Genomic DNA, 24,846 nt, shown 5'->3' with positions numbered 1-24,846 from the left:
CACCTCAGATCAACTGAATTAAACCGTTCTTGGGCTCCATTGCTTCCCCGGTCCGTAGGAGCATCTCGATACCCTCGCGCACCTTGTCCCGGGGGAACCCTTTTGCGCTGACAGCATCAATGACCTGGTCGATACCGGCGCGCCGTCCATCACCGCCAATATCGCGGATTGCATCCTTGATAACCCGTACGATATCACGTTTCTCCTTGGAGATTCCAGTAACAATTTTATCAATATCGAACGTTCCGGTCTTTGCGTCATACGCGATCTGCCGCAGGCACGCGTCAACAATATGGATCACCCGCTCCGCATCGCTGGTATCGATCGTGTTCGAGAGGCGGATACGTGCACTCGCCTCGGCAAGCCGGACAAGGGCTTCGAGCTGACGGGCGGTTACCGGGACAGGTTTGTTCGGTTCGGCAATCCCCCTGAGTTTCAGGTAATACGCTACCAGTGCATCCCGGGCTTCCGGCGAGAGCAGCGGGAAACACGTACGTTTTGAATAGGCAACATATTTCCGGAAGAGCCCCGGTTCGATATCCGGCATCACCGGCTTGAGCTGCTGCTGGATGTACTCGTCTGTTACTCCCGGAATGGGAGTCTTTTTATGCTGGGCAATCAGTTCCCCGGTACTGTGTGCCTTGAGGATATGCTCGGCGATAGCCATGTCGCGTTTCTGCTCGGGCTGGTCGGTCATGATGAAGATCAGGTCGAACCGGGAGAGCAGGGAAGGGGGCATGTTGATCTGGTCTGAAAGATCGCCGAACATGTCGAACCGGCCGTATTTGGGGTTGGCTGCCCCCAGGAGGGCACACCGTGACTTGAGCGTTGCCGTTATGCCGGCCTTTGCAACGCTGATGGACTGTTGTTCCATGGCTTCGTGGAGGGCGGAGCGGTCGCCTTTCTCCATCTTGTCCATCTCATCAACAGCGGCGACACCCATATCAGCGAGCACGAGGGCACCGGCTTCAAGAGTCCAGCGACCTTCTCCGAACTCGTCTTTCACGGCAGTTGCTGTCAGTCCTGCGGCCGTTGAAGACTGCCCGCTCGTGTAGATAGCCCGGGGAGAGAGCTTGACCACGTACCGGAGCAGCTGGCTCTTTGCGATACCCGGGTCCCCGATGAGGAGGACGTGGATGTCGCCCCGGAGCCTGCTCCCGTCCGGCATCTCTTTTGCAATCCCGCCGAACAGCTGGAGCGCGATTGCCTGCTTCACATCCTCGCTCCCATAGATCGTTGGAGCGACAGAGTGCGTGATCATCCGGTAAATCATCGGGTCTTTACTGAGCCGGTTGATCTCGTCCTCGGCTTTCTCATCAATCTCGACTTCCTCGAACTCCTTTTCGGCAACCTCGATGGAGTTGCATTCAAGGAAGATATCAAAGACCGTACTCTTCTCTCCCCTGACCACCCGCTGCATGGAACGCAGGATGCCGTTGATGATGATCCGGTCGCCCGGTGATACGATACCGGAGAGGTCATCGGTAACATCGATGTCGAGCGTCTGCGGCTGCTCGCCCCCGCGGAGGCCTTCCGGCGATTCCTGGATCCGGAGTTTCTGGGAATCCACGAACTTCGAGCGTTTGGGAAGCAGTTCAAGTTTCTTGAACGTGCACCCGTCCGTTGCACATCCGTCCGGCTCAATGAATTTCCCGTACTTCTGCTGTTTTACCGTGAAATGACCCGCCGGGCAGCGAAACACTGCTTCCACGACACGGGGCCGGACTTCCGTTGTCTTTCTGAGGATCCCCTCGACTGAAATGTACCGGTTGATATCGTCGGAGCGGATGTTGCGTATGAGGGTCTTTCGAGGCAGGTTGGTAAACCGGATATTGATCTCTCTGGGATCCTTTCCATCCTTGGTGCGGACGAGCTGACCGTTCTTTATGGCATCCCAGACATCTTCGAGAACTTTTCCGGGATTCTCGAGGAGCTCATCAGCCATCGCGATACCCGGTTTGCCGAACCGTTCCACATCGCGGTAATTTATCGAGAGTGATCTCTTGTGGGGGTACTCGCGCGACAACTCCCCGAGTTGTTTTTTGTACTTCGTCTTCAGGAGGCGGGTCCAGTCGCCAGTCCTGTCACCTTCGTGGAGATCCGGTTGTTTCTCCATTTCCAGCTCCCTCTTTATGCCTCAGTGCCCTGCCTGGGAGGAGAGGACGAACCGTGCAACCAGTGCCTCCATCTGGATATCACTGTTTGCACCTTCCGAAAGCCGGAAATCAGCCTCTCCGAGGTGGTCAATGAGTTTTACCTTCAACTCCCGGGGCATCTCGCGTTTCAGGAGTGCCCGGTACATCTGGTTGATCAGTTCGTTGGGTGCAATACCCCGCTCATGGAGGAGCTGGGCAAGGAGCGATTCTGCGCCATCGAAGTCTCCGTTCAGCGAGAGAGTGAGCAGTTCCCCGATCTCTTCGGGGCGGGCTGTTGACGTGATGGAATAGACCCGTTTTTCGTCAATAGCCGGATTAATGATAGCTGCTCCCTGCAATGCGTTAATGGCCTTTCTCATATCCCCCTGCGCGATATAGACGATCGCATCCATCGCCCCTCCGGTGATTGTCAATCCCTCGCGGCTCGCTATACGGCGCACCTCTTCCCGTACTGCTTCCGGCCCGAGCGGTTTGAAACGATAGATGGCACACCGGCTCTGGATGGGATCGATAATCTTTGAGGAGTAGTTGCAGGAAAGGATGAACCGGCAGGTCTGCGCATAACTCTCCATCGTGCGGCGGAGGGCAGCCTGGGCGTCTGTAGTGAGGGCATCGGCTTCGTCAAGGAAGAGGACCTTGAACGTGGCCTCACCAAGGGGTGTGGTGCGGGCGAACTGCTTGATCTGGTTCCTTACCACATCGATTCCCCGCTCATCCGATGCATTCAGTTCGCGGAAGTTCATCTGCCACGAGTCCTGGAAAAATTCCCGTGCCAGCGTTACTGCAGCAGTGGTCTTTCCCACGCCCGCGCTGCCCGTGAAGAGGAGGTGGGGGAGGTTCCCGCTCCTGACGTAGGATGACAGCCTCTCGACAATCTCGTCCTGTCCTACGATATCGGCAAGTTTCTGCGGGCGGTATTTCTCTATCCAGATCGTGTGGGACTCATCCATATTCGATCATCTTTGCAGGAAAATTGTTCTGGTATCTTATCACTATGCGCTGGCGTTCCTTGAAAATTATTGTACAGGTAACCGGAACAGCGTGCTGTGTGTAATGAATGTCATAACGTTTATCATAAGGGTTTTGAAATTACTTTCCATGCAAATAAAATATATTTTCTGCGCCCTTATTGTCATTTTCCTGGTCTGTTCTCCCGCCGCAGCCAGTACAAAAAAGATTGCGACTGGCGCACCGGTATTTATCGGGGAGAGCGATCTTGATATCAGTTCCTCAATCCGCGACTGCAAGGTGATTGCCTGGTGGCCCGAAGGAGCAGATATGTCCGGCCCGGCTGCAAAGAATATCACGATAAAACTGGTGAATGAGGTGATCCTTCCGGTCAACCACTTCAATATCAGCCCGGATCTTTTCCGCGGGCATCTTGGGAACTGGTATTGCGAAGACAAGAAGCCCACATTCGTTGTCCTGAATGTTCATGAACCGGAGATCTCCATCCGTGTCCGGGACCTTGACAAAGACGAGGATATCACCGGGAAAGCCGTTCCCGTTACGACAAATATCACCTACCGGATCGATACGAACCTGTACAAAGTCCTCAGTTACACTGACCGCACCGAACTCACGCCAGCTGACGGTTTTTTTACAGTCACGTTAACCAGTCCTTCGGGAAAGGACATGAAAAATATCTATACCGGGAGTGTCGGATCCCCAACAACCCAGATCCTCGAATTCGACAGCACTCCCTTCATGACAAGCCCGACCTATTATGGCAGGAACCTCGAAGCATGGAACCGGCTCTCGCGTGATACAACGGGAGGCTATCTTTACCCGACAGGTACCTACACGTTCACGGTTGTCCAGGACCTGAATGGCATGAAAAACTCCTATACCAGTACAGAATCACGCAATGGCAGGACCACCTCTTCGGCCAGTGTCACGTTCCTTCCTCCAGAATCTCCAGCAATGCAGACGACTGCCGTGCCATCGGAGCCAGTCACCAGCGTTCCTGAAACAATCATCCCGACCAGTACTGTGACGCACGTCATTGTTACCGTTCCGGCAACAACAATCGAGGAACCCCCAGCAAAAGTGACCTACTCCCCCCTTCCGCCGTGGGCAGTGGTTCTTGGTCTCCTGGGTGCCGGAATTCTTCTCGCGCGATACCGGCATTGATACGCTAAAAAATCCCTTTTTCTCATCAATCCTGGCCACGTTATTAACGATTACGGCCACATATTCTATCTGAAGTGGTTTTATGGACATCAGAACAGGACTGTTGGTCATTGTCGCAAGCCTCCTGATCATCACGCCGGCACTCTCGGCGGAAAATACACCTGCTGAAGACAATCCCTGGTACTGGTACAACCAGGCCGTAGACCTGGCAAATGCCGGCCAGTTCTCTGCTGCTCTTGCGGCAAACGAGAAGGCACTCTCCCTGAACGAGAGCATGCCGCTGGCATGGGCCAACCAGGCAGGAATCCTTGTGCAGCTGGGACGGTATGAAGACGCGATTGTTGCTGCGGATCGCGTTGTCTCCGTCAATGCAACCGATCTTCCCAATGCCTATGCGGCTGCTTATTACAGTAAAGGTGATGCTCTGCGGGCGCTTGGCCGGGTGAACGAGGCAGCAGATGCCTATACACAGGCATACAGCCTGGACAGCAGCCTTGTCCCCCCCTCAATGGTTACCGACAAAACCGCGGGAACTGCACATCCGTCTGCCACGAAAAGTCCTTTTCATCCCGGTATCATCATCGTTTCAATACTGGTAGCACTGGTTTGCTACAGGGCTCGTTGCAGTCAATAGGAATCATCCCCTTTCTTTTTTGTATCAATTATTTCCATGAATGGTGTTGGCCGGTTTGTAACGGGCTATATCTTGAATAGTTACTCTGGACCATAGTAGTAAGGATCATGGAAGGTGCAGCCAGGGTATTTGCCGGGGAGTTTTCCCGGTCAACGCTCGTTGAACCGTCCGGGGAAAGCAGTGCTCCGGGAGGGATCGTTACACCTACCGGTGCCTGCTGCCGGCAGGTATTTTTTGCCGGGGTTTTAACAGAAGCCGATGAATCCGGTGACATGGCACGCTGCCGTGTGGCGGATCCTACCGGGGCCTTCGATCTCATCTCCTGGAGAAAAGGAGCGCTGAAGGATGCCATCACTACGATCCCGATACCTTCCTTTGTGACGGTAACCGGTCTTGCCCAGATGAACCAGAACAGGAGGCCTGGTTCCCCCACCATGCGCCCGGAACAGATACTGCCTATTGACCGGGCCACCCGCGACCAGATCTATCTCTCAACAGCGGAATACACGCTTCAGCGTATCGGGCAGATGCGCCTTGCGATCAATGGTGGGAACGCTGATGAAAATATCAGGAGGGCGCTCCGGCATTACGCCACCACCACAAAAGACCTTCAGGAAATCCTGGAGATGGTGGAGCGCGTCATCCTGGGGATTCGCCCGCTCGCGCCGGTTACCGCGGAAGTTGCAGCAGATATCATTGCTGAAGTGCGGGGGCTGGTCGGGACTGCTTCCGGCCCGCAGGGGATTGCGGTTGAAGAAGTGATCGCGGTGCTGGGAAGGAAGGGAATCCGGAAAGAATCCGTGCTTGCGGCACTTGAGTCACTCATCGTAGACGACGAGTGCTACCAGCCCCGGAAAGGGTACGTCAGGCTCTTATGAAACTGGAATTCATCCGCTCCGGCCCGGCGCTTGTTATCGAGAACGAAGAGCGCCTGCTGGTTGTGTCCGACCTGCATTTTGGTATCGAGGCAGACCTTGCAGCCCACGGCCTCCATTTTGCCAGCCGGAGTACAGAACGCCTGGAGCGGCTGATGCGGGTCATCGATCTCACCGACCCGGACCGGCTTATTCTCCTGGGCGATATCAAGCACAGTATTCCCTCCCTGACCCGGCAGGAGTACCATGAACTCCCGGGGGTTATGGAGACCCTGCGTTCGCGGCTCCCCCTCCTCATCTTTCCCGGCAATCATGACATCGGGATCGAGCGGTTTGCTAAAAAAACCGAGATCTGTCCCCGGGACGGAGCGTTGATCAACGGGATTGCGTTTCTCCACGGACATATGAACCCGGCACCGGACCTGTTTGGGAATCTCATCGTTGTCGGGCATCACCACCCGCTCCTGGCCCTCCGTGACGAGGTAGGCTGTGCCCTCCAGGAACCCGCCTATATCAGGGCCGGGCTGATGGCCGGCAAGGGGGACCTCTCCGTTCCTGCTGCGAAGGTGGCACAGACAAGGCTGCTTTTCATGCCGGCCTTCAACGAACTTGCCGGCTATGATATCTCCCGTATCGTCAACGATCCCTTCTCCCCGTTGTCACGGTGCATGGACAGCAAAAGCGCCGAGATCATCCTTGCCGATGGGACATACATCGGCCCCTTCAGTTCACTGGTGCAGGATGAAGACGGTTGAACGGCTGGATCCGCGGGTCCGTTCGTGTATCCGGAAACGCGGATTTACATCCCTGTCCGATGCACAGAAACAGGCGATACCGCTCATTCTTGATGGGAATAACATCGTCCTCATTGCACCCACCGGAACCGGTAAAACCGAGAGCGCGATGTTTCCGGTTTTTAATGGCCTCATCCCCCTTCCGGGAGGTGGGGGATTCAAGGCCATCTACATCACACCCCTGCGCTCCCTGAACCGCGATATCCTCTCCCGCATGCAGTGGTGGTGCGGTGAGCTTGGCCTTACCGTTGGTGTAAGGCATGGCGACACGCCGATGGCTGAACGGAGGAAACAGGCTCTTTCGCCTCCCGATCTGCTGATAACAACGCCGGAAACGTTCCAGGCCCTTTTCATGGGAAAACGGCTCCGGCAGCACCTGGCCCATGTCCGGTATGTCATCATCGACGAGATCCACGAGCTTGCCGGGAGCAAGCGGGGCGCCCAGCTTGCGGTCGGGCTCGAGCGTCTCCACGTGTATGCCGGGGAATTCCAGCGAATCGGCCTCTCGGCAACCGTGGGAAATCCCGGGGAGATAGCAGGCTTCCTGTGCGGGGTCAGGCCCTGCTCTGTGGTGCAGGTGCCGGTAGCCAAACAGCTGGACCTTTCGGTACAGTTCGTGGGCGACGATTTCCGTCACCAGGTCGAAGTGCTGAAAAAATACCTGAAACGCGAGGGATCGACCCTTGTCTTTGTCAATACACGGGTCACGGCGGAAGCACTCGGGCATGCCCTTTTCGGCCACGGTGATGTTGAGGTGCACCATGGTTCGCTCTCCAAGGAAGTACGGATTGATGCAGAAGAGCGGTTCAAGAAAGGGGAGATCCGCACCCTCATCTGCACCTCATCCATGGAGCTCGGGATTGATATCGGCCGCGTTGATCATGTCATCCAGTTCGGCTCGCCGCGTGAGGTTGCACGCCTGGTGCAGCGCGTGGGCCGGGCCGGGCACCAGCTGAATACCATATCGCGCGGCACCATTCTTGCCACGGGATTTGACGACCTCCTGGAATCCCTTGTCATTGCCCGGAAGGCGGGCGCAAACGAGATCGAACCGGTGGTACTGCCACGGTATGCAGCAGATGTTCTCGCAAACCAGGTAGCGGCGATTGCGGTCGAATACGGGGAGATCGAATGTTCGGGAATCCGCGAGATCTGCGAACGGACAATCCTGTTCCCCGATTGTGACGAACTCTTAGAAAAGGTCTGCCGTCAGATGGAAGATCACCACCTCATCCGGATTGACGGGAGCCGGATCGTCACCACTGCCCGGGCACGACGGTACCTTGCAGGGAACCTCTCAATGATCCATGATGAGCGTAAGGTACCCATTTTCGACATTGTCTCCCGGCGCACAGTCGGGACCCTGGATGAATCCTTTGTCGTTGGCTGGGTCCACACCGGGGTTGTTTTTATCACCAAGGGGCAGCTCTGGCGCGTGCTTGAGATCGCTGACGGGAAGCTGACCGTGGAACCTGCAAAGAAGGCAATCGGTGAGCTCCCCTCATGGGAAGGCGAGCAGATCCCGGTCCCGCACTCCGTTGCACAGGAAGCTGGCGGCATCCGGAGGACGCGGTCGCTTGCGAAATACCGCACAGAACCCGACGGGATCGCCTTTGCATCCGCATTCTTCCGGGAAATGGACAAAAACAGGTCTCTTGTCCCGACTGACGACCTTATCACGCTTGAGAATACCGATGACGGTGTTGTCTGCAATGTCTGTGCCGGTCACAAGGCAAACGAGGCGCTTGGAAGAGTCCTCTCGATCCTGCTCTCCGCCCGCTACGGTACAACGGTCGGCCTTGAACTGGATGCCTACCGTATGCTCCTGCGCCTCCCCTCCTCCATCCGGGCAGCAGATGTCCGCGACCTTCTTCTCTCCCTGGACCCTGCGACGATGCCCGGCGTCCTCCGGCTTGCCCTGAAACGGACCGCGCTCTTCAAGTGGAAGCTGGTCCAGATTGCCAAGAAGTTCGGGGCCATTGATCCCGATGCCGATTATGAAAAGATCAGCATCCAGCGCCTCCTCGACTTCTTTGATAACACGGTTGTCCAGCAGGAAGCCTATCGCGAGCTGCTGTCTGAGTATATGGATATCGACACTGCAGCAGCGATCGTTACCCTTGTCCGGAACGGGAAGATCCAGGTGGCGCTCGGTCCGCACTCCCTAATCGGGGCAGGGGGCCTCCTCTCATCCCGCGACCAGATCCCCCCGCCCACAATGGACAGTGCTGTGCTTGCCACGCTGAAGCGCCGGCTCAGCCAGGACGATGTCATCCTTGCCTGCATGAACTGCCGTGACTGGAAGAGCCGGACGATTGTCTCCCGTGTTGAGGAACATCCCCGGTGCCCGAAATGCGGGGCAAGGCTCGTTGCTGCGCTGAAACCATATGAGGAGTAGCAGTATGCCCAAGTAAAAAAGCAGCGGAAGAATGCCGAAGAACGCGCAACTGAGCAGCGGCTCAAAAAAAACGCAAACATCGTTCTTTCAAGCGGGAAAAAAGCGGTTATCGCGCTCTCTGCCCGGGGCGTTGGGCCAGATACTGCCTCCCGGATCCTCGGGACGCTGGCGGAAGGGGATGCGTTCTACCGTGAGATCCTCAAGGCAGAACGCATTTTTGTCCAGACACACCGGTACTGGGCATGATTTAGTGAACCACGGATACAGGGAAAAAAGGGGATATTACATTATGCTCTCGAGCTTCTGCTCGAGGAAGTCGAGGCCTTTCTTGATGTCTTCGAGGTTCTTTCCACCGGTAAGAATAATCTTTCCTGAAGAGAAGAGAAGCGCAACGATCTTGGGATCCTTGATGCGGTACACGAGGCCGGGGAACTGCTCGGGCTCGTACTCGATGTTCTCCAGGTTCAGGGTGATAACCACTTTATTGAGGTTGATATATTTCCCGATATCGTAGGAACAGACAATATTGGTGATTGCGACCTTGGGCTCCTTGAAGGTGTCGACACCGGCAGCCTTGAGGGACTTGATGATGATGCCAAGGCCGTCAGCGAGTGCTTTCTTGTCACGGATACCGGTCAGCACAACCTTACCCGATGAGAAGATCAGGGATGCAATCTTGGGGTTTTCAATACGGTAGACTGCACCCGGGAACCGTTTTGTATTGAGTTCGCAGCTCTTGATCTTACTTGAGACATCAGCAAGGTCAATGGAATCCGCAATAACCCCGGAAGCTACGATATTCTCAATCTTCAATGACGCGTACTTTTTGTCAGCCATCCACTATACTATGCTGTGCTCTGAATCATAATACTAATGGAGAACCTTTATGTTGTCCCGGCGACTCCCTGTGCCGACGGATTTCCGGGTGTTCCGGAACGATTGTATCCACCCGTTTCCGGAAAACAATTCCTGCGGTACCTCAAGGGGAATTGCTCCACGAATGGATGATCGACCGTAAAAAGGCAGATTGAAGACGGACCGGAGAAAACATTCTTCCTGATCCTATGAAAAAGACCGTTCATGGCACGGATAGTTACGATAAGATGTGCGAACGTTTCGCTATCGATGTGCCGGAATACTATAACTTCGGATTTGACGTGATCGATTTCTGGGCGAGGAAGGACCGGAACAAGCTTGCGATGATCTGGGTGAACCAGCAGGGAGAGGAGAAGAAATACAGTTTCCTCGATTTAAAGAACCTCTCCAACAAGGCTGCAAACATCCTGCTCAAATACGGCATCAACAAGGGCGACCGCGTACTCGTGATGCTTCCGCGGATCCCTGAGTGGTGGATCTTCTCTATTGCGCTGATCAAGCTTGGTGCCGTCTTTGCTCCCTGCCCCACCATGCTCACGGCCCGTGACATCAAGTACCGGGTGAACAAGGGGAAGTTCCGTATGATCATTACCGACCTTGAGAACGCGTCCAAGGTCGAAGAGATCTGCAACGAGTGCCCGACACTGACCTCACGGATGATCGCGGACGGCGAACTTGCGGGATGGGCAAGCTTCCCCTACGAGTTACTCTACCCGGCACCCGTCTCCCACCGCTCGGTAAGCATCCCGGATGATCTCAAGACAAAGAGCACAGACCCGATGCTCATCTACTTCACTTCCGGCACCACCGGGGAACCCAAGATGGTTCTCCACAACCACGGGTACCCGCTGGGACATATTGTGACTGCCCGGCTCTGGCAGGACGTGAAGCACAATGACCTGCACTTCACGGTCTCCGACACCGGGTGGGCCAAGTGTGCCTGGGGCAAGATCTTCGGGCAGTGGATCGAAGGCGCCTGCATCTTTGCGTACAATTTCACCGGAAAGTTCCAGGCAACCGAGGTCCTCCCCCTGCTGGAAAAATACCAGGTGAGTACGTTCTGCTGTCCCCCGACAATTTACCGGATGCTTATCCTTGCCGACCTGGAGAAGTTTGACCTCTCCTCGCTCCGGCACTGCACCAGCGCAGGCGAACCGCTGAACCCGGAAGTGATCCGGGTCTGGAAAGAAGGAACGGGCCTGACCATCTGCGAAGGGTACGGCCAGACAGAGACCTGCTGCTGTGTTGCCGCGTTCCCGACGGTCGAACCACGGCCCGGTTCCATGGGAAAGCCTTCTCCCGGATGGAAGATCGAGGTGCATGACGATGGCGGCAAGGCACTGGGAAACCACGAGGAAGGCCGGCTTGCCATCAGCTGCAAGCCCCGCCCGCCGGGCCTCTTTGTCGAGTATCTTGACAACCCGGAAGAGAACAAGAAGTCGTTTGTCAACAACTGGTATTACACCGGCGACAAGGTGTACCGCGATGGCGAGGGGTACTTCTGGTTTGTCGGGCGTGATGATGACGTGATCAAGAGCTCGGGGTACCGTATCGGTCCGTTCGAGGTCGAGAGTGCCCTTCTGGAACACCCTGCCGTGCAGGAGGCTGCCGTTGTCGGATCTCCCGATCGCATCCGCGGACTGATCGTCAAGGCATTTGTGGTCCTGAAGAAGGGATACGAACCCTCGGAATCGCTGGTGCGGGAGATCAAGACCTATGTCAAACGCACCACCGCGCCCTACAAGTACCCGAGGCAGATAGAATTTGTCAGCGAACTCCCCAAGACCATCTCGGGCAAGATCAAACGGAATGAGCTTCGTGCGGCAGAGCTGAAAAAATACCTTGACAGCAAATAACCTGTCACATGTGGTGCAGTAACAATCTCTCTCGTTTATTTCTCTTTTTTCCTTGGATATGATATGCCCGTCTTCAGGATCTGATGCACATAGTAAAACGAAACATGTAATAAGTGCACCACTAAATGGATCAGTATGGTGCGATACTCCATTACTATGGACGATACCCTTGCTGATACGATTGATGTGTCTGCCAAAAAGCAACGGCTGTCACGATCCGAGTGGATTACCGAAGCGTGCGAGGCCCATCTCTCGACAACTCCCGGTGCAGTCACGGTAAGCTCCACAACGCTCCCGTCCACCGGAAAAACCATCTTCCCTGACCAGTATAACATGCCCGATTACGAGACCATGGCAAAGAACTTCCGGATCGATGTCCCTGATTTTTTTAATTTCGGCTTCGATGTCATCGATGCCTGGGCACAGAAGGACCGGAACAAGCTTGCGATGATCTGGGTGAACCAGAAAGGTGAGGAGAAGAAGTTCACGTTCTGGGACCTGATGCGCCTCTCGAACCAGATCGCGAACATGTTCATAAAGTACGGTGTCAACAAGGGAGACCGCGTCCTGATCATGCTCCCCCGTATCCCGGAATGGTGGACCGCCACCATCGCCCTGATCAAACGCGGTGCTGTCTATTGCCCGGCGCCCACGATGCTGACGGCAAAAGACCTGAAATACCGTATCAATATCGCAGAGATCAAGATGGTCATTACCGACACCGAACATGCCGATACGATTGATTCCATCATGAAAGACTGCCCGTCGCTTACCTGCCGCATGCTGATCGATGGGAAACGTGACGGGTGGATCAGCTATCCGGTGGAGCTCGATTACCCGGCACCGGTTTCGGCAAAACTCGTCACCCTTCCGGGAATGAAAAAGACAAAAAGCACTGACCCACTCGTCATCTTCTTCACCTCCGGCACCACGGGTGAACCAAAGATGGTGGTTCACGACCACAGTTACCCTCTCGGGCATATTGTCACGGCACGGTTCTGGCATGACCTCCGCTCGACCGATCTCCATCTCACGCTTTCCGACACGGGATGGGCCAAGAGCGCCTGGGGCAAGTTCTATGGTCAGTGGATCGAGGGTTCGGCCATCTTTGTCTACGATATCCGGGGCAGGTTCAATGCAACCGAGATCCTGCCGCTCATGGAGAAATACGGCATCACAACATTCTGTGTCCCGCCAACGATCTACCGGATGCTGATCCTCGCGGACCTCGACAAGTTTGACTTCACCGAGCTCCGGCACTGCACCAGTGCCGGCGAACCGCTCAACCCTGAGGTCATTAAGGCCTGGAAGGACGCGACAGGCCTGACCATCTACGAAGGCTACGGCCAGACCGAGACTATCCTTTGTGTTGGCACGTTCCCGGGCATGCAGCCGAAGTACGGCTCGATGGGACGCCCCTCCCCCGGGTGGGAGATCGAGCTCCATGACGACCACGGGAAGCCGGTCCTGTTCCATGAAGAAGGCAAGATTGCGATCCGCTGCAATCCCCGCCCCGTGGGAATGTTCCGCGAGTACCTGAACAACCCTGAGGAGAACAAAAAGTCCTTTATCGGCGACTGGTATTACACCGGGGACAAGGCTTACAAGGATGAAGACGGGTACCTCTGGTTCATTGGCAGGGACGACGATGTGATCAAGGCTTCCGGGTACCGGATCGGACCGTTCGAGGTTGAGAGTGCCCTGATCGAGCACCCGGCAGTCCAGGAAGCCGCGGTCGTCGGGTCCCCGGATGACATCCGCGGCCTGATCGTCAAGGCATTCATCATCTTAAAACCGGGATACACCCCGTCCGAAGGGCTCATCCGCGAGATCCAGAACCATGTCAAGAAAGTGACCGCACCGTACAAGTACCCGCGGGCAATCGAGTTTGTCGAATCGCTCCCCAAGACAATCTCCGGCAAGATCCGCAGGAACGAACTCCGCGACCGCGAGCTGAAGAAGTTCCAGAACGAGATGAACGGCCAGAAGAAAGCCTAATCCTCATTTCCCCTACCTTTATTTAATCCGGCGGGTAATCTATACAGGCGCGAGGATCGCCGAGCCAGGTCAAAGGCGTTAGGTTCAGGGTCTAAGGCAAGATCCCGGCATCAGATCGTAGTGCGCATCACGAGCGAGGGTAGCCAAGCCAGGTCAACGGCGTCAGGTTCAGGGCCTGATCTCGCAGGAGTTCTTGGGTTCGAATCCCATCCCTCGCATCAGGCTTTTTTAGTAACAGGTATTTCGTGTATTTTGAACTCTTCTCGCATTACATCACTGTTCTCAATGCTTCCCGGGATTGCACGTGCGCCTGTATCCCCCGAGGAAAAACTATGATGCGGGAACAGCTGCATGAAAAACCTCTGAAAACCGCATAGCGTTTAAGCCGTTGTTGGGGGAAGTGTTTATTTGTTCAGCATTGTATTTCGTCTGTAATACAATCCCGTTGTTCCTGTAAATTCTTTTTAAGATAAATCATATCAACAAGTTGTATATCGCCCTCGAAAATCGGGTGGTCGTAATTGTCGGTAAAATAATTATTTACCCGATGTGAGATTTCAAATCCACACTGTTCATAAAACAACAGGATAGCCGGCGTTTCTCCTGTCCCGACAAGCATTGTTTTAAAATCGGTTTTGTAGAAATCAGAAATAAATTGTATCAATGCTCTCCCGTATCCTTTACCCTGATACTTTTTGTATGTTGCAATGTTCTTCAACTCGCAGGTTTCGCTGTCTTTCGGCACGACAACGCAAACACTTTTCAAATCATCGTCAAATAAAGCAAACAAGTCCCCACCCGGCAAATACTTGTCAATCATGGTTTCCTGCTCGTCAGCGAGCAGCAATAAGTCAAGGAACTGTTTCTTATTTTTGAGAATTTTTTCGGTTTTCACCATATCTCTGTTGTTTCCTCACTTGTCAGGTTTATTTTCCGTCGTATCGCCCGGATTATCGCTAACGAGGTATTCTCGCCATATTTATTCTCGCCATATTGCGTGCGGAATTTTTCATACGCCATCCCATTCCTGGCCATTTTTTCTCTGGAAGGCGAAGAGAAAACTCCAGATTTCAAATTGTTGGTTTCCATCCCATCAACTATCAGGATCGAAGATGAGAAAACCTCCTTGCATCAGGCTTTTTTCTTTGATTGTTGTGGAACGCTATCCGCGGCTTCAACGAACCGGTATGCCCCTTTCGGGATGGTTATGGCAAACCGGGCACCCTTACTAGATTCCCCGATCTCCTGGATGCTCATGCCCGTAATAGCAAGGATCTCCTTTGCAAGGAACATACCAAGGCCGGTATTCTTCCCAAAGCCCCGGTTAAAGACAAGAGCCTTGTCTTTTTGGGGGACACCCTGGCCATTGTCTTCATAGAAGCAGGTAAGGCACTCATCGGACTCATGGAAAGAGAGCTGGATCCTGTCCATCGTTTTACCGCCATGGCGGAGGGAGTTGTCAACAAGGTTATAGAAGACCTTCGTCAGCAGCGGGTCAGCCAGCACCTCAACATCAGTCCGTTCTGCCTCGATCCGGACATCCTTTAAGACAAGGCCCCGCGTGGATTTGACCAGTTGTGCGTTCATGTTCTGCCACGACGGCGCTATCATGCCCATGGTCTGGTAGTCCCGGGTGAAGGTGATCTGTTCTTCGATGGTATTGACAACTTTCATCTGTTTTTTCAGGAGTTCCAGTTTCTCCAAATCGCTCTCGTTGTCCTGGGCCAGGTCATGGTAGGCCCGGAGTGCATTGAGCTGGTTGAGGATATCATGGCGGGTTATACTCGAGAGGAGCTGGAGCTTGGCATGGGCGGTCTTAAGCCCTGTCTCGGCGAGCCTGCGGTCCGTGATATCCTCGGTTGTCCCTTCAAGAGTAACGATCCCGCCGCGTTCGTCGGGTATCCCGCGGGTGTTTATGGTCAGCCAGATATGCTCCCCGTCACTCCTGACGAACTCCACATCCATTGCCCTGATGGCCTCTCCCCGTGTAATCCTGCCGGTGACCTCATCGCGTTCCCGGGGATTGGCATACAGGTCACGCATGGATTTGACCGACTGCTTCATCTCATCGGGAGTGGTGTAGCCGAATATCCGTGCAAAGGCCGGGTTGATCTCGATGATGGTCCCGTCCGGAGCAGTCCGGTAAATACCCAGGATCGCATTCTCGAAGATATTCCGGTACCGGGCCTCGCTTGCCTTGAGGGCAGCCTCGTTTCGTAACAGTTCCTCGTGGTGGTGACGGAGTTCCTCTTCGATGGCTGTCAGTTCTTCAAAGGACGCTGCAAGGTCCTCGTTCTTCCTGAGCAGCGATTCCTGCATCTGACGGAGTCCGGTAATGTCCTCGACAATGCAGACAACACGGAAGAAGGTCCCGTGCTGGTCTTTGAGCCCGCTTGCACTGACACTGGCATCGAGGCTGGTCCCGTCTTTCTTTTGCATCCGGTAGATCTGGTTCCGTGACGAGCCGGTAGTCAGCGCCTGCTGGAAATACTCCTTTGCAGTATCAGCATAATCCCCGTGGACAAGGGACACAAACGGTTTTCCGAGGATTTCGCCCTTGTTGTATTGGAGGACGTCGTTCATCCTGCGGTTGCAGTCAACAATGATGCCCTGCCGGTTGACCGAGATGATCAGGTAGGGTGCGGCATCGAAGATATGCCGGAACTTTTTCTCGTTTCGTGCCAGTTTCTCTTCAGCATTTTTAAGACGGCTGATATCCGTCACCATGGCGAATGAACCGGTAAAACACCCAGCATCATCGAAGATCGGGGAACCGGATACCAAAAACCAGCACGTGCTCCCGTCTTTCCGGATAAACCGGCATTCGAACTGTTCGCTTTTGCCGGCGATCCGGTTCTGTCTCCTTATTGCATGGTCCTTTGCATGCTCCTCGGCCATGAACCTGGTGATGCTCTCCCCCAGGATCTCCTCTTCTGAATAGCCGAGGAACTCCGTGAGTTTCCGGTTGACGAACGTGGTGTTGAAGTCAGAATCAAGCATCCAGATGCCTTCGTTTGCCGTCTCCACAATGCGTCGGAACTTCTCCTCGCTTGCCTTGAGGGCAGCCTCGTTTTTCAGCAGGATTTCATGGTGGTGGCGGAGTTCCTCCTCGATGGCAGTCAGTTCCTCAAAGGATGCGGCAAGGTCCTCGTTCTTCCTGAGCAGCGAATCCTGCATCTCCCGGAGTTCGGTGATATCCTCGATGATGCAGACAACCCGGAAGAAGGTCCCGTGCTGGTCTTTAAGCCCGCTGGAACTAAGGCTGACGCCGATCTTTGTCCCATCTTTCCTCAGCATGGAAAATGTCTGGTTTTTTGCTGAACCGGTTGTCAGTGTCTGCCGGAAATGTTCCTGCATTTCGGCACTATCATCGTCATGCAGGAGGGAGTCAAACGGCATTCCGAGGATCTCACTCTTGTCGTACTGCAGCACGTCCTGGATCTTGCGGTTGCAGTCGACAATAATGCCCTGCCGGTTGACCGAGATGATCAGGTAGGGTGCGGCATCGAAAATATGCCGGAACTTCTTCTCGTTTCTTGCCAGTTTGTTCTCGGCAGCCTTGAGGTTGCTGATATCCGTGACCATGGCAAACGAGCCGGTGAAATTGCCCGTCGTGTCGACAGAAGGAGAGCCGGAGACAAGGAGCCAGCAGGTACTTCCGTCTTTACGGATGAACCGGCATTCGAACTGCTCGCTCTTCCCCTCCTTCCAGCTCTTCTTTCTGACACCGTAATCCCGCGCATGTTCCGCACCCATGAGGCTTGTGATCTTCTTCCCGATCAGTTCCTGCTCGGAATACCCGAGGAACTCGGCGAATTTCCGGTTGATGAAGGAGATGGAAAAGTCTTTGTCCAGTGCCCAGATACCTTCGTTTGCTGTCTCTACGATCCTGCGGTATTTCTCCTCGCTCTGGCGCAGGGCATCTTCGCTCCGTTTCAGTTCATCGTAGTTTGCCCGAAGTTCCTCTTCCTGCCCTGTCAATTGTTCGTATGCTGCCGCAAGTTCCACGTTTGTCCTGTGCAGTTCAGCCTCTGCCCGTTTCCTCCGCTCGTCATCTTCACGGACACGGAGGGCAAAGGTCAGGTCATGGGCCATCTCTTCCAGAAGGGAGACAATCTGGTCATCAAAGAACCCGGTCTCGGGGGCGCAGAGCGTGAGGGCGCCGGCATAGCGCGTGCCGCGTGCAAAGGGGATCGCCGCGATTGCCTGGTATCCCCTTCGGATGGCCTCATCTTTCCATGGGCAGGATTCCGGATCTTCAGGTAGGGAGTTGCAGATCGTGCATTTCCCCGAACGGAATGCAGTTATCGTCGGGCTGCTTTCGGGATCATCCGTTTCGGGTGCCATGGTCAGGGTCTCCAGAAAGCCGTCCGTGTGCCCGTACGAGGCAATGGGACCAATAGTATCGGATCCGCCGGCGATACCGGCCCATGCCATCCGGAACCCGCCGCTCTCAACCGAGATCCTGCAGATCTCCTCGAGCAGGTCAGGCACTTTTGTGTTCCGCACGATGGCCTTGTTGGTTGCACTCAGGAGGGAGTAGAGCCGGTTGAGCCGGTAGATATGGAACTCCCCCTGCCGGTGCTCGTGGGCGGTGATGATCTTCCGCGCAAGTTCTGTGAACTGGGGCTTGGGAGCCCCCCCCTTCTGCATGTAGAAGTCCGCACCGTACTCGAATGCCTCAACCGCTACCTCCTCCCGTCCTTTGCCGGTAAAAATGATGAATGGCAGTTTTGGGAACTGCCTCCGTAAGGTCTTCAAAAATTCGATGCCATCCATTTCCGGCATCTGGTAATCGGATACGATCACATCGTAGTGGGAGGTCGAGAGGAGTTCGAGTGCGCGTGAAACAGAGGTTGTTATGTCGACTTTGAGTTTGCCCGTCCGCTCAAGGTACGTCTTGCCAATGTCAAGGAGCACTTCTTCATCATCTACATAGAGGACTGAAATCATATGCAGGCGTCCTGGCACGAGACGATGCCCCGGGCTGTAACAATGTACATTTTCTCGCAGGGGCTGATATACAACTCGGTTTTATTCTGTAAAAAAAGGAAAAAATCTGTCGGTATTTTCCTGCAAATGCAGACAATCCAACGGATTCAGCTCCTTTTTCCGGGGAAATATCAAAAAAATTCCGTCTGAAACCCCAATACCAACATATACATACTCTATATCAGCAAAAACACCGCGCAGTAGAATGCGAAGAGTGGGATGAAGAGCGCGAGATAGAGCGATTTGTTCCAGCGCCAGATCGCAAGACCATCCATGGTCTCGATGGGCATCAGGCTGTAGACTGCAGTGATAAGGTTGATGGTAAACCCGATCCCTCCGGCAACAGCCCAGATCCCTCCCACCATCACCATAGCCAGGAAGACGAACGTGAGGATGATGGATACAACCGGCCCGGCCACCATCTCGATCCCTATCGTCCGGGGGTTTTCGTCATCGTTCCGGTTCACGAGGTTCCGGTACGAGGCGCCGAATGCATTGCCAAAGAGCCATGCCGTGACGAACATGATGACGGTTCCAAGGCCCCAGAACTGGGTGTCTGCATCCTGCCCGTGTTGTGTGGCAATGTACCGGTGTGCAAAATCGTGGAGCAGCACGGATACCGCACCAACAGCAATGTAAATGAGCACCATGTCAAGGGTGAGTTCGGCCCGGTCCGCAAGCATGAATGCCAGCGCGACAACGATGATGGCGATCTCGATGACAAGGACTTCCGTTGCCGAGAGCCCGAAATAATGCTGCTCCATCTTCCTTGCGGCAATCTTCCGTGCAGCAATCTCCTTCTCGCTCAGCTTCTCGATCGCATGCCCCCCGATAAGGTCTGCAAAGAACTTCATGAACTTCAGGATTACCTGCCAGATGAACGCGATGTTTGCGACGATGACCTGGATGACGAGAACCGCAATGCTCGTGATGACTGCGGCAAGCGCCATGAACTGTGCCGGGATGTATGCAGATGCCGGAAGGTTCGTTGCCGCAGGACCTTTTGCTTCCTGGATCAGGCCGATGATCCCTTCTTTTCGCACTGGTCCCCCGGTGTCGCTGGCCGACTCGACAGGAATAATGCTTCCTGCGCTGATGAGGTCTGTCCGGGACAGGGTGTCGCTGCCAAATGCATTGGATACCCTGAGCCGGACTGTGTAGGTCCCGGGTACGGCGTAGGAATGCAACGGGGACCGTTCTTTAGATGTTGCGCCGTCACCAAACTCCCACTGCCATGCGACAGGGCGGTTTACCGAGGTGTCAGAGAACGATACGCTTAACGGGACAATCCCCTCCACCGGGAATGCGGAAAAGCCAGCAACAGGGGGATTCCCGACCTGAATATACACAGGTTCACTCCGGGTATCGGTGCCGTAGATATTGGTGACCGTGAGCCGGACGGTATATTCACCATCTGCAGTGTACGTGTGCGTCGGGTTCTCCCGGTCAGAGGTTGACCCGTCGCCAAAGTCCCAGTGATACTCCATCGGAGAAAAGCCCCGTGATGTATCCGCGAAACTGACCGTAAGCGGCGCCGGGCCAAGCCGGGTGCTGGAGAAAAATTCAGCAACCGGGGGATTGGTAACCGTTATGTAGCCCGGACCCGATGTCTCGGCTGCTGCCGCACAAGCGGGTACGGTAAGCAGCCCGGCCGTAAGGATCAGGACAAGCAGGAGGAATTGTTTGTTGTGCATGATTGTTCACCCGATTGAAGTGGTACACACTGGTGGAGGTGATTGATTAGCTCGTATCTGTTTTTGTTTTCTCTTCGGAATCATAAAGGGATTGTCTTCAGCACGGTTCTTTCTCGCGGCTGTCAAAGCAGACGAATCGTTTAATTCATTCTCCAACAGTTCGCTGCACATGCTGATGAATTATTGCGATCCCCGCGGTTAGCTGAATCCAGGAAAACAAAAGAATCGTATGCTCTTCAATCCCGGGTATGAGAAAATAAGTGTGGATTTTTATGAGCGGACGTCAGTCCCTGAACGCAAAAAAGAATCTCAAATCTTCTACGATGAACGAGGGGTCTTAAGACCTGAAGGTCGGCTGATGCCTCCCTTCAGCTCGTCGAGATTCGAAGATTTCTGTTGAAATCTTCTCATCCTCAGGATTCTGATGAACCCTTCAGATTCTCCGACCTCTCCGATCCCCGGGTTGGAGAAGAACGCCAAAAGGCGTTCTTCGACTTGCGAGGGGTTCGAAGAACCTGCGGTTCTTCTCTTCCTCGACCTTCGAAGAACTCTTATGAGTTCTTCTCATCCTCATAGTTCTGAAGAACAATTCGGATTCATATGAAGGTCTCGGATTCATCAGATCTTTTGTGTCGTGTCTCCTTTCATGATATATTTCACCAACAGGAAGATCACGAGTGCGATGATGGTGAAGTCGATGATGGCACCGACATAGTCGCCGACAAGGAACTTCAGGGGGCCAATCTCCAGGGTTGCCATCCGCCAGTCCCCGCCGGGGATCAGGACCGCGATGATGGGCATGATGATGTCAGCCACGGTGGAATTGACCAGTTTCGTTGCGGCAGAACCGATGACAAACGCAACCGCAAGCCCTATGACCTGGTACTTGTTCAAAAAGTCCATGAACTCCTTGCTGAATCCCTGGGCTCCTTTGCCCAGGCTTGATACACCGCTGCCGATCATTTTCTCGGCATCGCCAAGTGTTTTGTCAACCATAATGAAACACCAGTCAGGACATCCGTGTCCCTGAGTGGTATCATGAACCTGCATCTTCATTAGACTTACCATCACCCCGAATGAAGCGCAAGGAAGCAGAATAAAAACGGATGATGCAGGATCAGGTGTTGTCGCCTGCGGTGAGCGAGCCGATGATCGCCGGCTTACCCTTGTACCGTGCCAGGGATCCATGGATGATGACGGGAAACAGGGACCCATCCTGGTGCCGGGCACGGACCTTGTACCGTTCCGAGCTGACAATGCCATAGGAAACGGAGCCCGTTGCACTCGGGCATCTGGTAATCGGAAACGATGGCATCGAATTGCTGCTCTTTCATCATCTCCAGCGCAATGGTCCCGGACTCTGCAGTAGATACCGTGAACAGGCCATCGTGTTCCAGGAAGAGTTTCCCCGGTTCGAGGAGATCCGGTTCATCGTCTACGTAAAGAACGGAATAGGTGTCCGCCATGATGGAAACACCTTCAAACAGGGCACGTAATCTATGCTCATAATTGCTGCATGAAAAGAGTTTTGGTGAAAAGAGGGAAACGGGGAGTATTCAGACCAGTGGTCCCGGTTGCTGATCCGCAAGCGCCGGAAGTTTTGTCGGCTTGATGAGGACCGGTTCTTTTCCCTGCCGGATCTTCTCAATGATCAGCTCTTTCCCGCGGGGAGTCATGGCAAAGACCGGTATGGCAACTCCTGCCTGGACAAGGGCTTTTTGCGCAACCGCCTCCCGGATCGTTTTTGATGCGCAGGAAGTTACCAGATCAGAGGCCGCGACCAGGTCAAGGGCTTCCTGTTTTGTGAGCCCGGTGACGTGGACGCCGACGATGAATGAATCCGGGTGGATTTTACGGATCATCATTGCAGCCCCGGGCCCTGCAACCGTGACGGCGATCTTTTTGAATCCTTTCGATGCGGCAAGTGCGACACCGGCAACCGCGTCCATGGTGGCCAGCTTCCGGTCAAGGACAAATCCACCTTCCTTCTCGATACGGTCCATCACCTGCGGGTAGGGACAGGTGGAAGCAAGGCCGGACATCCGCCCCCCGATCCCCTGTACCAGCGCCGGTTTTGTGGCAACGACCGTGCCGGCCCCGTCGCAGGCAATGACGGCTGCATCGAGCAGCCCGGCCAGGATCCCGAAACTGATCAGTTCCGATGCCCCGAACCCGACAAACTCCCGGTTGTCGATGACCTCCCGGTCCGGTGTGCACATGCCGAATGCCTTGATCCGGTGCTCAATGTTTGCTTTCACCGACTCTTTCGTGATATCCGGGATCGGGTACGCGAATTTTTTCGCAAGCGGGCAGTCGCGGATCAGGGGCTCCCCGACTTCAACAACCTTTCCGTTGTGGATCACGATCCGGCACTGGCCGATCGCTTCGATGACATGCTCGTCGTTTCCCTGCGTCATGATGGATCTTCCCAACACCTGTTTGTTTCAGGGGATATAGGATTATTGCATGCAGGCAGGTTCCCGCCCGCGTTCATGGCAATACATATGATGCAACAACGACGATATCTGTGCATGGGCAGGCAGTCGCGGCTGTGGGAGATCGATTGCGCCCGCGGGATCGCGATCCTCATGATGATCGTCTTCCACACTGTCTTCGACCTCTCGTTCTTTGCGATATTCCCGGTCGATGTCGCGACCGGGTTCTGGCGGTACTTTGCGTATGCAACCGCGACACTCTTTCTCCTGATTGTCGGGGTCTCGCTTGTCATCAGCCATGACCGTGCTGCGGTGAAATTATCGGGCTTTTCGCTTACGAAAAAATTTATTCTCCGCGGGGCCGGTATTTTTGCGCTCGGCCTGCTGGTCACGCTCGCAACCTGGTTCTATCTTCCCCAAGGTTATGTCATCTTCGGCATCCTGCACCTGATCGGCGTCTCGGTGATGCTCTCGCCGCTCTTCTTGCGGCTTAAGGCCTGGAATATTCCTGCAGGAATTCTGTGTATCCTCATCGGGTGGTTCGTGACGAGCCGCATCAGCCTTCCGTCGCCTCCGCTCTTCCTCCTGCCGCTTGGGATCCATACACCATCGTTCTGGTCGGTCGATTACACGCCGCTCTTCCCGTGGCTGGGCGTTGTCCTGATCGGGATGGGGGCCGGGGCATTTTTATACGCGGGCGGGACCCGGCATTTTGCCCTGAAACCCCTGCCGGAATATTTTGTCCGGCCCCTTTCGTTTCTCGGCCGGCATTCGCTCGTGATCTATCTCGTCCACCAGCCGGTGATTATTTTACTGCTTGCTGCGGTGACCGGGACGAAGGTTCTGTGAGAATTTTGTCCAGGAGATACCCTTTTTCGGGAATCCGCTCCCGGATGGAATCCCCTTTTTTGAGGTGCTCCAATACGGGCACGTATAGGGCCCGGATTTCTCCCTTTTCCGGAACCAGAGGGAATAATTCTCAAAAATGGGGGAATAATTCACGTTCCGACAACCATTTTCACGTCTGAAAACCAGAGGTAAATTTTAGCCACATTCTTTTGGCCGATCTCCTGCCGGATCAGGCTGTGGATGGTGAGATATGGGGAAACCCCCCTTTTCAGGTAACGGTCTACGATGGGAGATCTCATTCTCCGACGGTGTGCCCCGGATCGCCGGCGCCTCCCGGTTGATTTCGCGTGCTCATGCCCAGAAAAAATGACGATCGTTGAAATAAAAGGCACCAATTAGGTAGTTTTTGGAGGCTAATATGGTCTTGAATGGGGATACTATCAACGCAATGGGCGTATTTTAAAAATGGTGTACTGTAATTCGCGAAAAAATGCGACTTCCAAAAAGTCGGTTTTTCAAATTGGGCTCCGATCCGAAAAAGGAGCGATTTACGGGGAGATAGTTTTTATGGGAAGTTACATTCCAGAAAAGGGGTTTGGGGAACATGAGTCCTCATTTCTTCGACGGGAGAAGTTCATCAGATTTAGGATTCCCTTATACGGGTCAACTAACCTGTCACAGGTCAGATACCCGTGACAGGTTACTGACCCGTGACGGGTTTTTTTGAAGAGGAGGATTTTGCACTATTAATATAGGGCAAAATCCGACTGAAGAAGAACGACGAATGTCGTTCTTCGACTGGTCCGGAAACGCACTAATATATAGGGGGGTTCTGGAGGAGTATCGACAGTATATGTCGTGAAATACGAGGTGCTGCCTCAATCCAGGATCTCGTCCTGGTCGTGACTCTTGATGGAGAATTGCAGCAGGGTTCGATTGAAAATTTTTTATCGGACCCTGCTTGAAAAAATTTCAGCGCGGTCCGGATCGTGATTGATTTTGCGATCCGGATCAATCAGAACTTGCTCGAAATTTTTTGCTCTGTAGAAATCCTCAATTAAGATAAATTGAATGAATCTGTCAAGGTTAGCAAGGATAATCTTGCAAGAGATTTCCTTCCTCTGCATTTGGTATAACCGAGCTTTCAGATCCGCTC

The 24,846-nt window shown here is 54.2% G+C and carries 17 protein-coding genes, 1 tRNA gene and 2 pseudogenes; 9 read left to right on the top strand and 11 right to left on the bottom strand.

Annotation, left to right across the window (positions count from 1 at the left end; genetic code table 11):
- Positions 1 to 4: 4 nt before the first annotated feature.
- Both PHF39_RS11005 and PHF39_RS11000 read right to left on the bottom strand, forming a co-directional pair.
- Positions 5 to 2,116 carry a minichromosome maintenance protein MCM gene (locus PHF39_RS11005; RefSeq protein ID WP_300223913.1) on the bottom strand — a complete coding sequence of 704 codons (2,112 nt, stop codon included), beginning with the start codon at positions 2,114 to 2,116 and terminating at the stop codon, positions 5 to 7.
- Between the two features lie 21 nt (positions 2,117 to 2,137).
- On the bottom strand, positions 2,138 to 3,106 hold the full coding sequence (locus tag PHF39_RS11000) for a replication factor C small subunit (RefSeq protein WP_300223911.1): 969 nt from the start codon (positions 3,104 to 3,106) through the stop codon (positions 2,138 to 2,140).
- A 148-nt stretch (positions 3,107 to 3,254) separates the two neighbouring features.
- Here PHF39_RS11000 and PHF39_RS10995 point away from each other — a divergent pair, with 148 nt between their 5' ends.
- The 5 genes and pseudogenes from PHF39_RS10995 to PHF39_RS10975 all read left to right on the top strand — a co-directional run bounded on the left by PHF39_RS10995 (position 3,255) and on the right by PHF39_RS10975 (position 9,236).
- Positions 3,255 to 4,289 carry a DUF3821 domain-containing protein gene (locus tag PHF39_RS10995; RefSeq protein WP_300223908.1) on the top strand — a complete coding sequence of 345 codons (1,035 nt, stop codon included), beginning with the start codon at positions 3,255 to 3,257 and terminating at the stop codon, positions 4,287 to 4,289.
- An 82-nt stretch (positions 4,290 to 4,371) separates the two neighbouring features.
- Complete coding sequence (locus tag PHF39_RS10990; protein ID WP_300223905.1) at positions 4,372 to 4,923, top strand: tetratricopeptide repeat protein; 552 nt, start codon at positions 4,372 to 4,374, stop codon at positions 4,921 to 4,923.
- Between the two features lie 107 nt (positions 4,924 to 5,030).
- Positions 5,031 to 5,801, top strand: a complete 771-nt coding sequence (locus PHF39_RS10985; protein WP_300223903.1) for a hypothetical protein — start codon at positions 5,031 to 5,033, stop codon at positions 5,799 to 5,801.
- Positions 5,798 to 6,553, top strand: a complete 756-nt coding sequence (locus tag PHF39_RS10980) for a metallophosphoesterase (RefSeq protein ID WP_300223900.1) — start codon at positions 5,798 to 5,800, stop codon at positions 6,551 to 6,553. The genes PHF39_RS10985 and PHF39_RS10980 overlap by 4 nt, the downstream gene beginning before the upstream one ends.
- Positions 6,540 to 9,236: pseudogene (locus PHF39_RS10975) on the top strand (DEAD/DEAH box helicase). The gene PHF39_RS10980 and the pseudogene PHF39_RS10975 overlap by 14 nt, the downstream one beginning before the upstream one ends.
- A 36-nt stretch (positions 9,237 to 9,272) precedes the next feature.
- Here the strand turns inward: PHF39_RS10975 and PHF39_RS10970 are convergent.
- Positions 9,273 to 9,827 (bottom strand): TATA-box-binding protein, encoded by a 555-nt coding sequence (locus PHF39_RS10970; protein WP_300223897.1) that lies wholly within the window; start codon positions 9,825 to 9,827, stop codon positions 9,273 to 9,275.
- A 227-nt stretch (positions 9,828 to 10,054) separates the two neighbouring features.
- Between PHF39_RS10970 and PHF39_RS10965 the strand changes: the two genes are divergently transcribed.
- The 3 genes from PHF39_RS10965 (at position 10,055) to PHF39_RS10955 (ending at position 13,938) form a co-directional block, all read left to right on the top strand.
- Positions 10,055 to 11,722: an AMP-binding protein gene (locus PHF39_RS10965; protein ID WP_300223894.1), complete on the top strand. Its 1,668-nt coding sequence runs from the start codon at positions 10,055 to 10,057 to the stop codon at positions 11,720 to 11,722.
- Between the two features lie 135 nt (positions 11,723 to 11,857).
- Entirely contained in the window at positions 11,858 to 13,720 is a 1,863-nt protein-coding gene (locus PHF39_RS10960) for an AMP-binding protein (RefSeq protein ID WP_300223891.1), read from the top strand.
- A gap of 133 nt (positions 13,721 to 13,853) precedes the next feature.
- Positions 13,854 to 13,938 (top strand) — tRNA-Leu (locus tag PHF39_RS10955).
- A gap of 194 nt (positions 13,939 to 14,132) precedes the next feature.
- On the opposite strand, the gene PHF39_RS10950 is transcribed toward PHF39_RS10955, so the two are convergent.
- The 7 genes and pseudogenes from PHF39_RS10950 to PHF39_RS10925 form a co-directional block, all read right to left on the bottom strand.
- Positions 14,133 to 14,618 carry a GNAT family N-acetyltransferase gene (locus PHF39_RS10950; protein ID WP_300223889.1) on the bottom strand — a complete coding sequence of 162 codons (486 nt, stop codon included), beginning with the start codon at positions 14,616 to 14,618 and terminating at the stop codon, positions 14,133 to 14,135.
- Positions 14,619 to 14,851: 233 nt separating this feature from the next.
- Complete coding sequence (locus tag PHF39_RS10945) at positions 14,852 to 18,673, bottom strand: PAS domain S-box protein (protein ID WP_300223887.1); 3,822 nt, start codon at positions 18,671 to 18,673, stop codon at positions 14,852 to 14,854.
- 215 nt (positions 18,674 to 18,888) lie between these two features.
- On the bottom strand, positions 18,889 to 20,406 hold the full coding sequence (locus PHF39_RS10940; RefSeq protein ID WP_300223885.1) for a PKD domain-containing protein: 1,518 nt from the start codon (positions 20,404 to 20,406) through the stop codon (positions 18,889 to 18,891).
- A gap of 618 nt (positions 20,407 to 21,024) precedes the next feature.
- The gene (locus PHF39_RS10935) at positions 21,025 to 21,402 is read right to left on the bottom strand and encodes an MscL family protein (protein ID WP_300223881.1); all 378 of its coding nucleotides are present in this window, start codon (positions 21,400 to 21,402) and stop codon (positions 21,025 to 21,027) included.
- 121 nt (positions 21,403 to 21,523) lie between these two features.
- Positions 21,524 to 21,721, bottom strand: coding sequence for a hypothetical protein (locus tag PHF39_RS10930; RefSeq protein ID WP_300223878.1), 198 nt, complete (start codon positions 21,719 to 21,721; stop codon positions 21,524 to 21,526).
- A gap of 7 nt (positions 21,722 to 21,728) precedes the next feature.
- Positions 21,729 to 21,803, bottom strand: a pseudogene (locus PHF39_RS13975) (hypothetical protein); the annotation flags it as partial.
- 159 nt (positions 21,804 to 21,962) lie between these two features.
- Positions 21,963 to 22,823, bottom strand: a complete 861-nt coding sequence (locus tag PHF39_RS10925) for a methanogenesis marker 8 protein (protein ID WP_300223875.1) — start codon at positions 22,821 to 22,823, stop codon at positions 21,963 to 21,965.
- A 114-nt stretch (positions 22,824 to 22,937) separates the two neighbouring features.
- Here PHF39_RS10925 and PHF39_RS10920 point away from each other — a divergent pair, with 114 nt between their 5' ends.
- Positions 22,938 to 23,690, top strand: coding sequence for a heparan-alpha-glucosaminide N-acetyltransferase (locus tag PHF39_RS10920; RefSeq protein ID WP_300223872.1), 753 nt, complete (start codon positions 22,938 to 22,940; stop codon positions 23,688 to 23,690).
- A 947-nt stretch (positions 23,691 to 24,637) separates the two neighbouring features.
- On the opposite strand, the gene PHF39_RS10915 is transcribed toward PHF39_RS10920, so the two are convergent.
- The coding region (locus PHF39_RS10915; protein ID WP_300223869.1) for a hypothetical protein at positions 24,638 to 24,846 on the bottom strand (209 nt) is incomplete at its 5' end.

Source organism: Methanoregula sp. (genome assembly GCF_028712425.1).
Lineage (GTDB): Archaea > Halobacteriota > Methanomicrobia > Methanomicrobiales > Methanospirillaceae > Methanoregula.
This window is presented reverse-complemented; position numbering and strand designations above follow the sequence as displayed.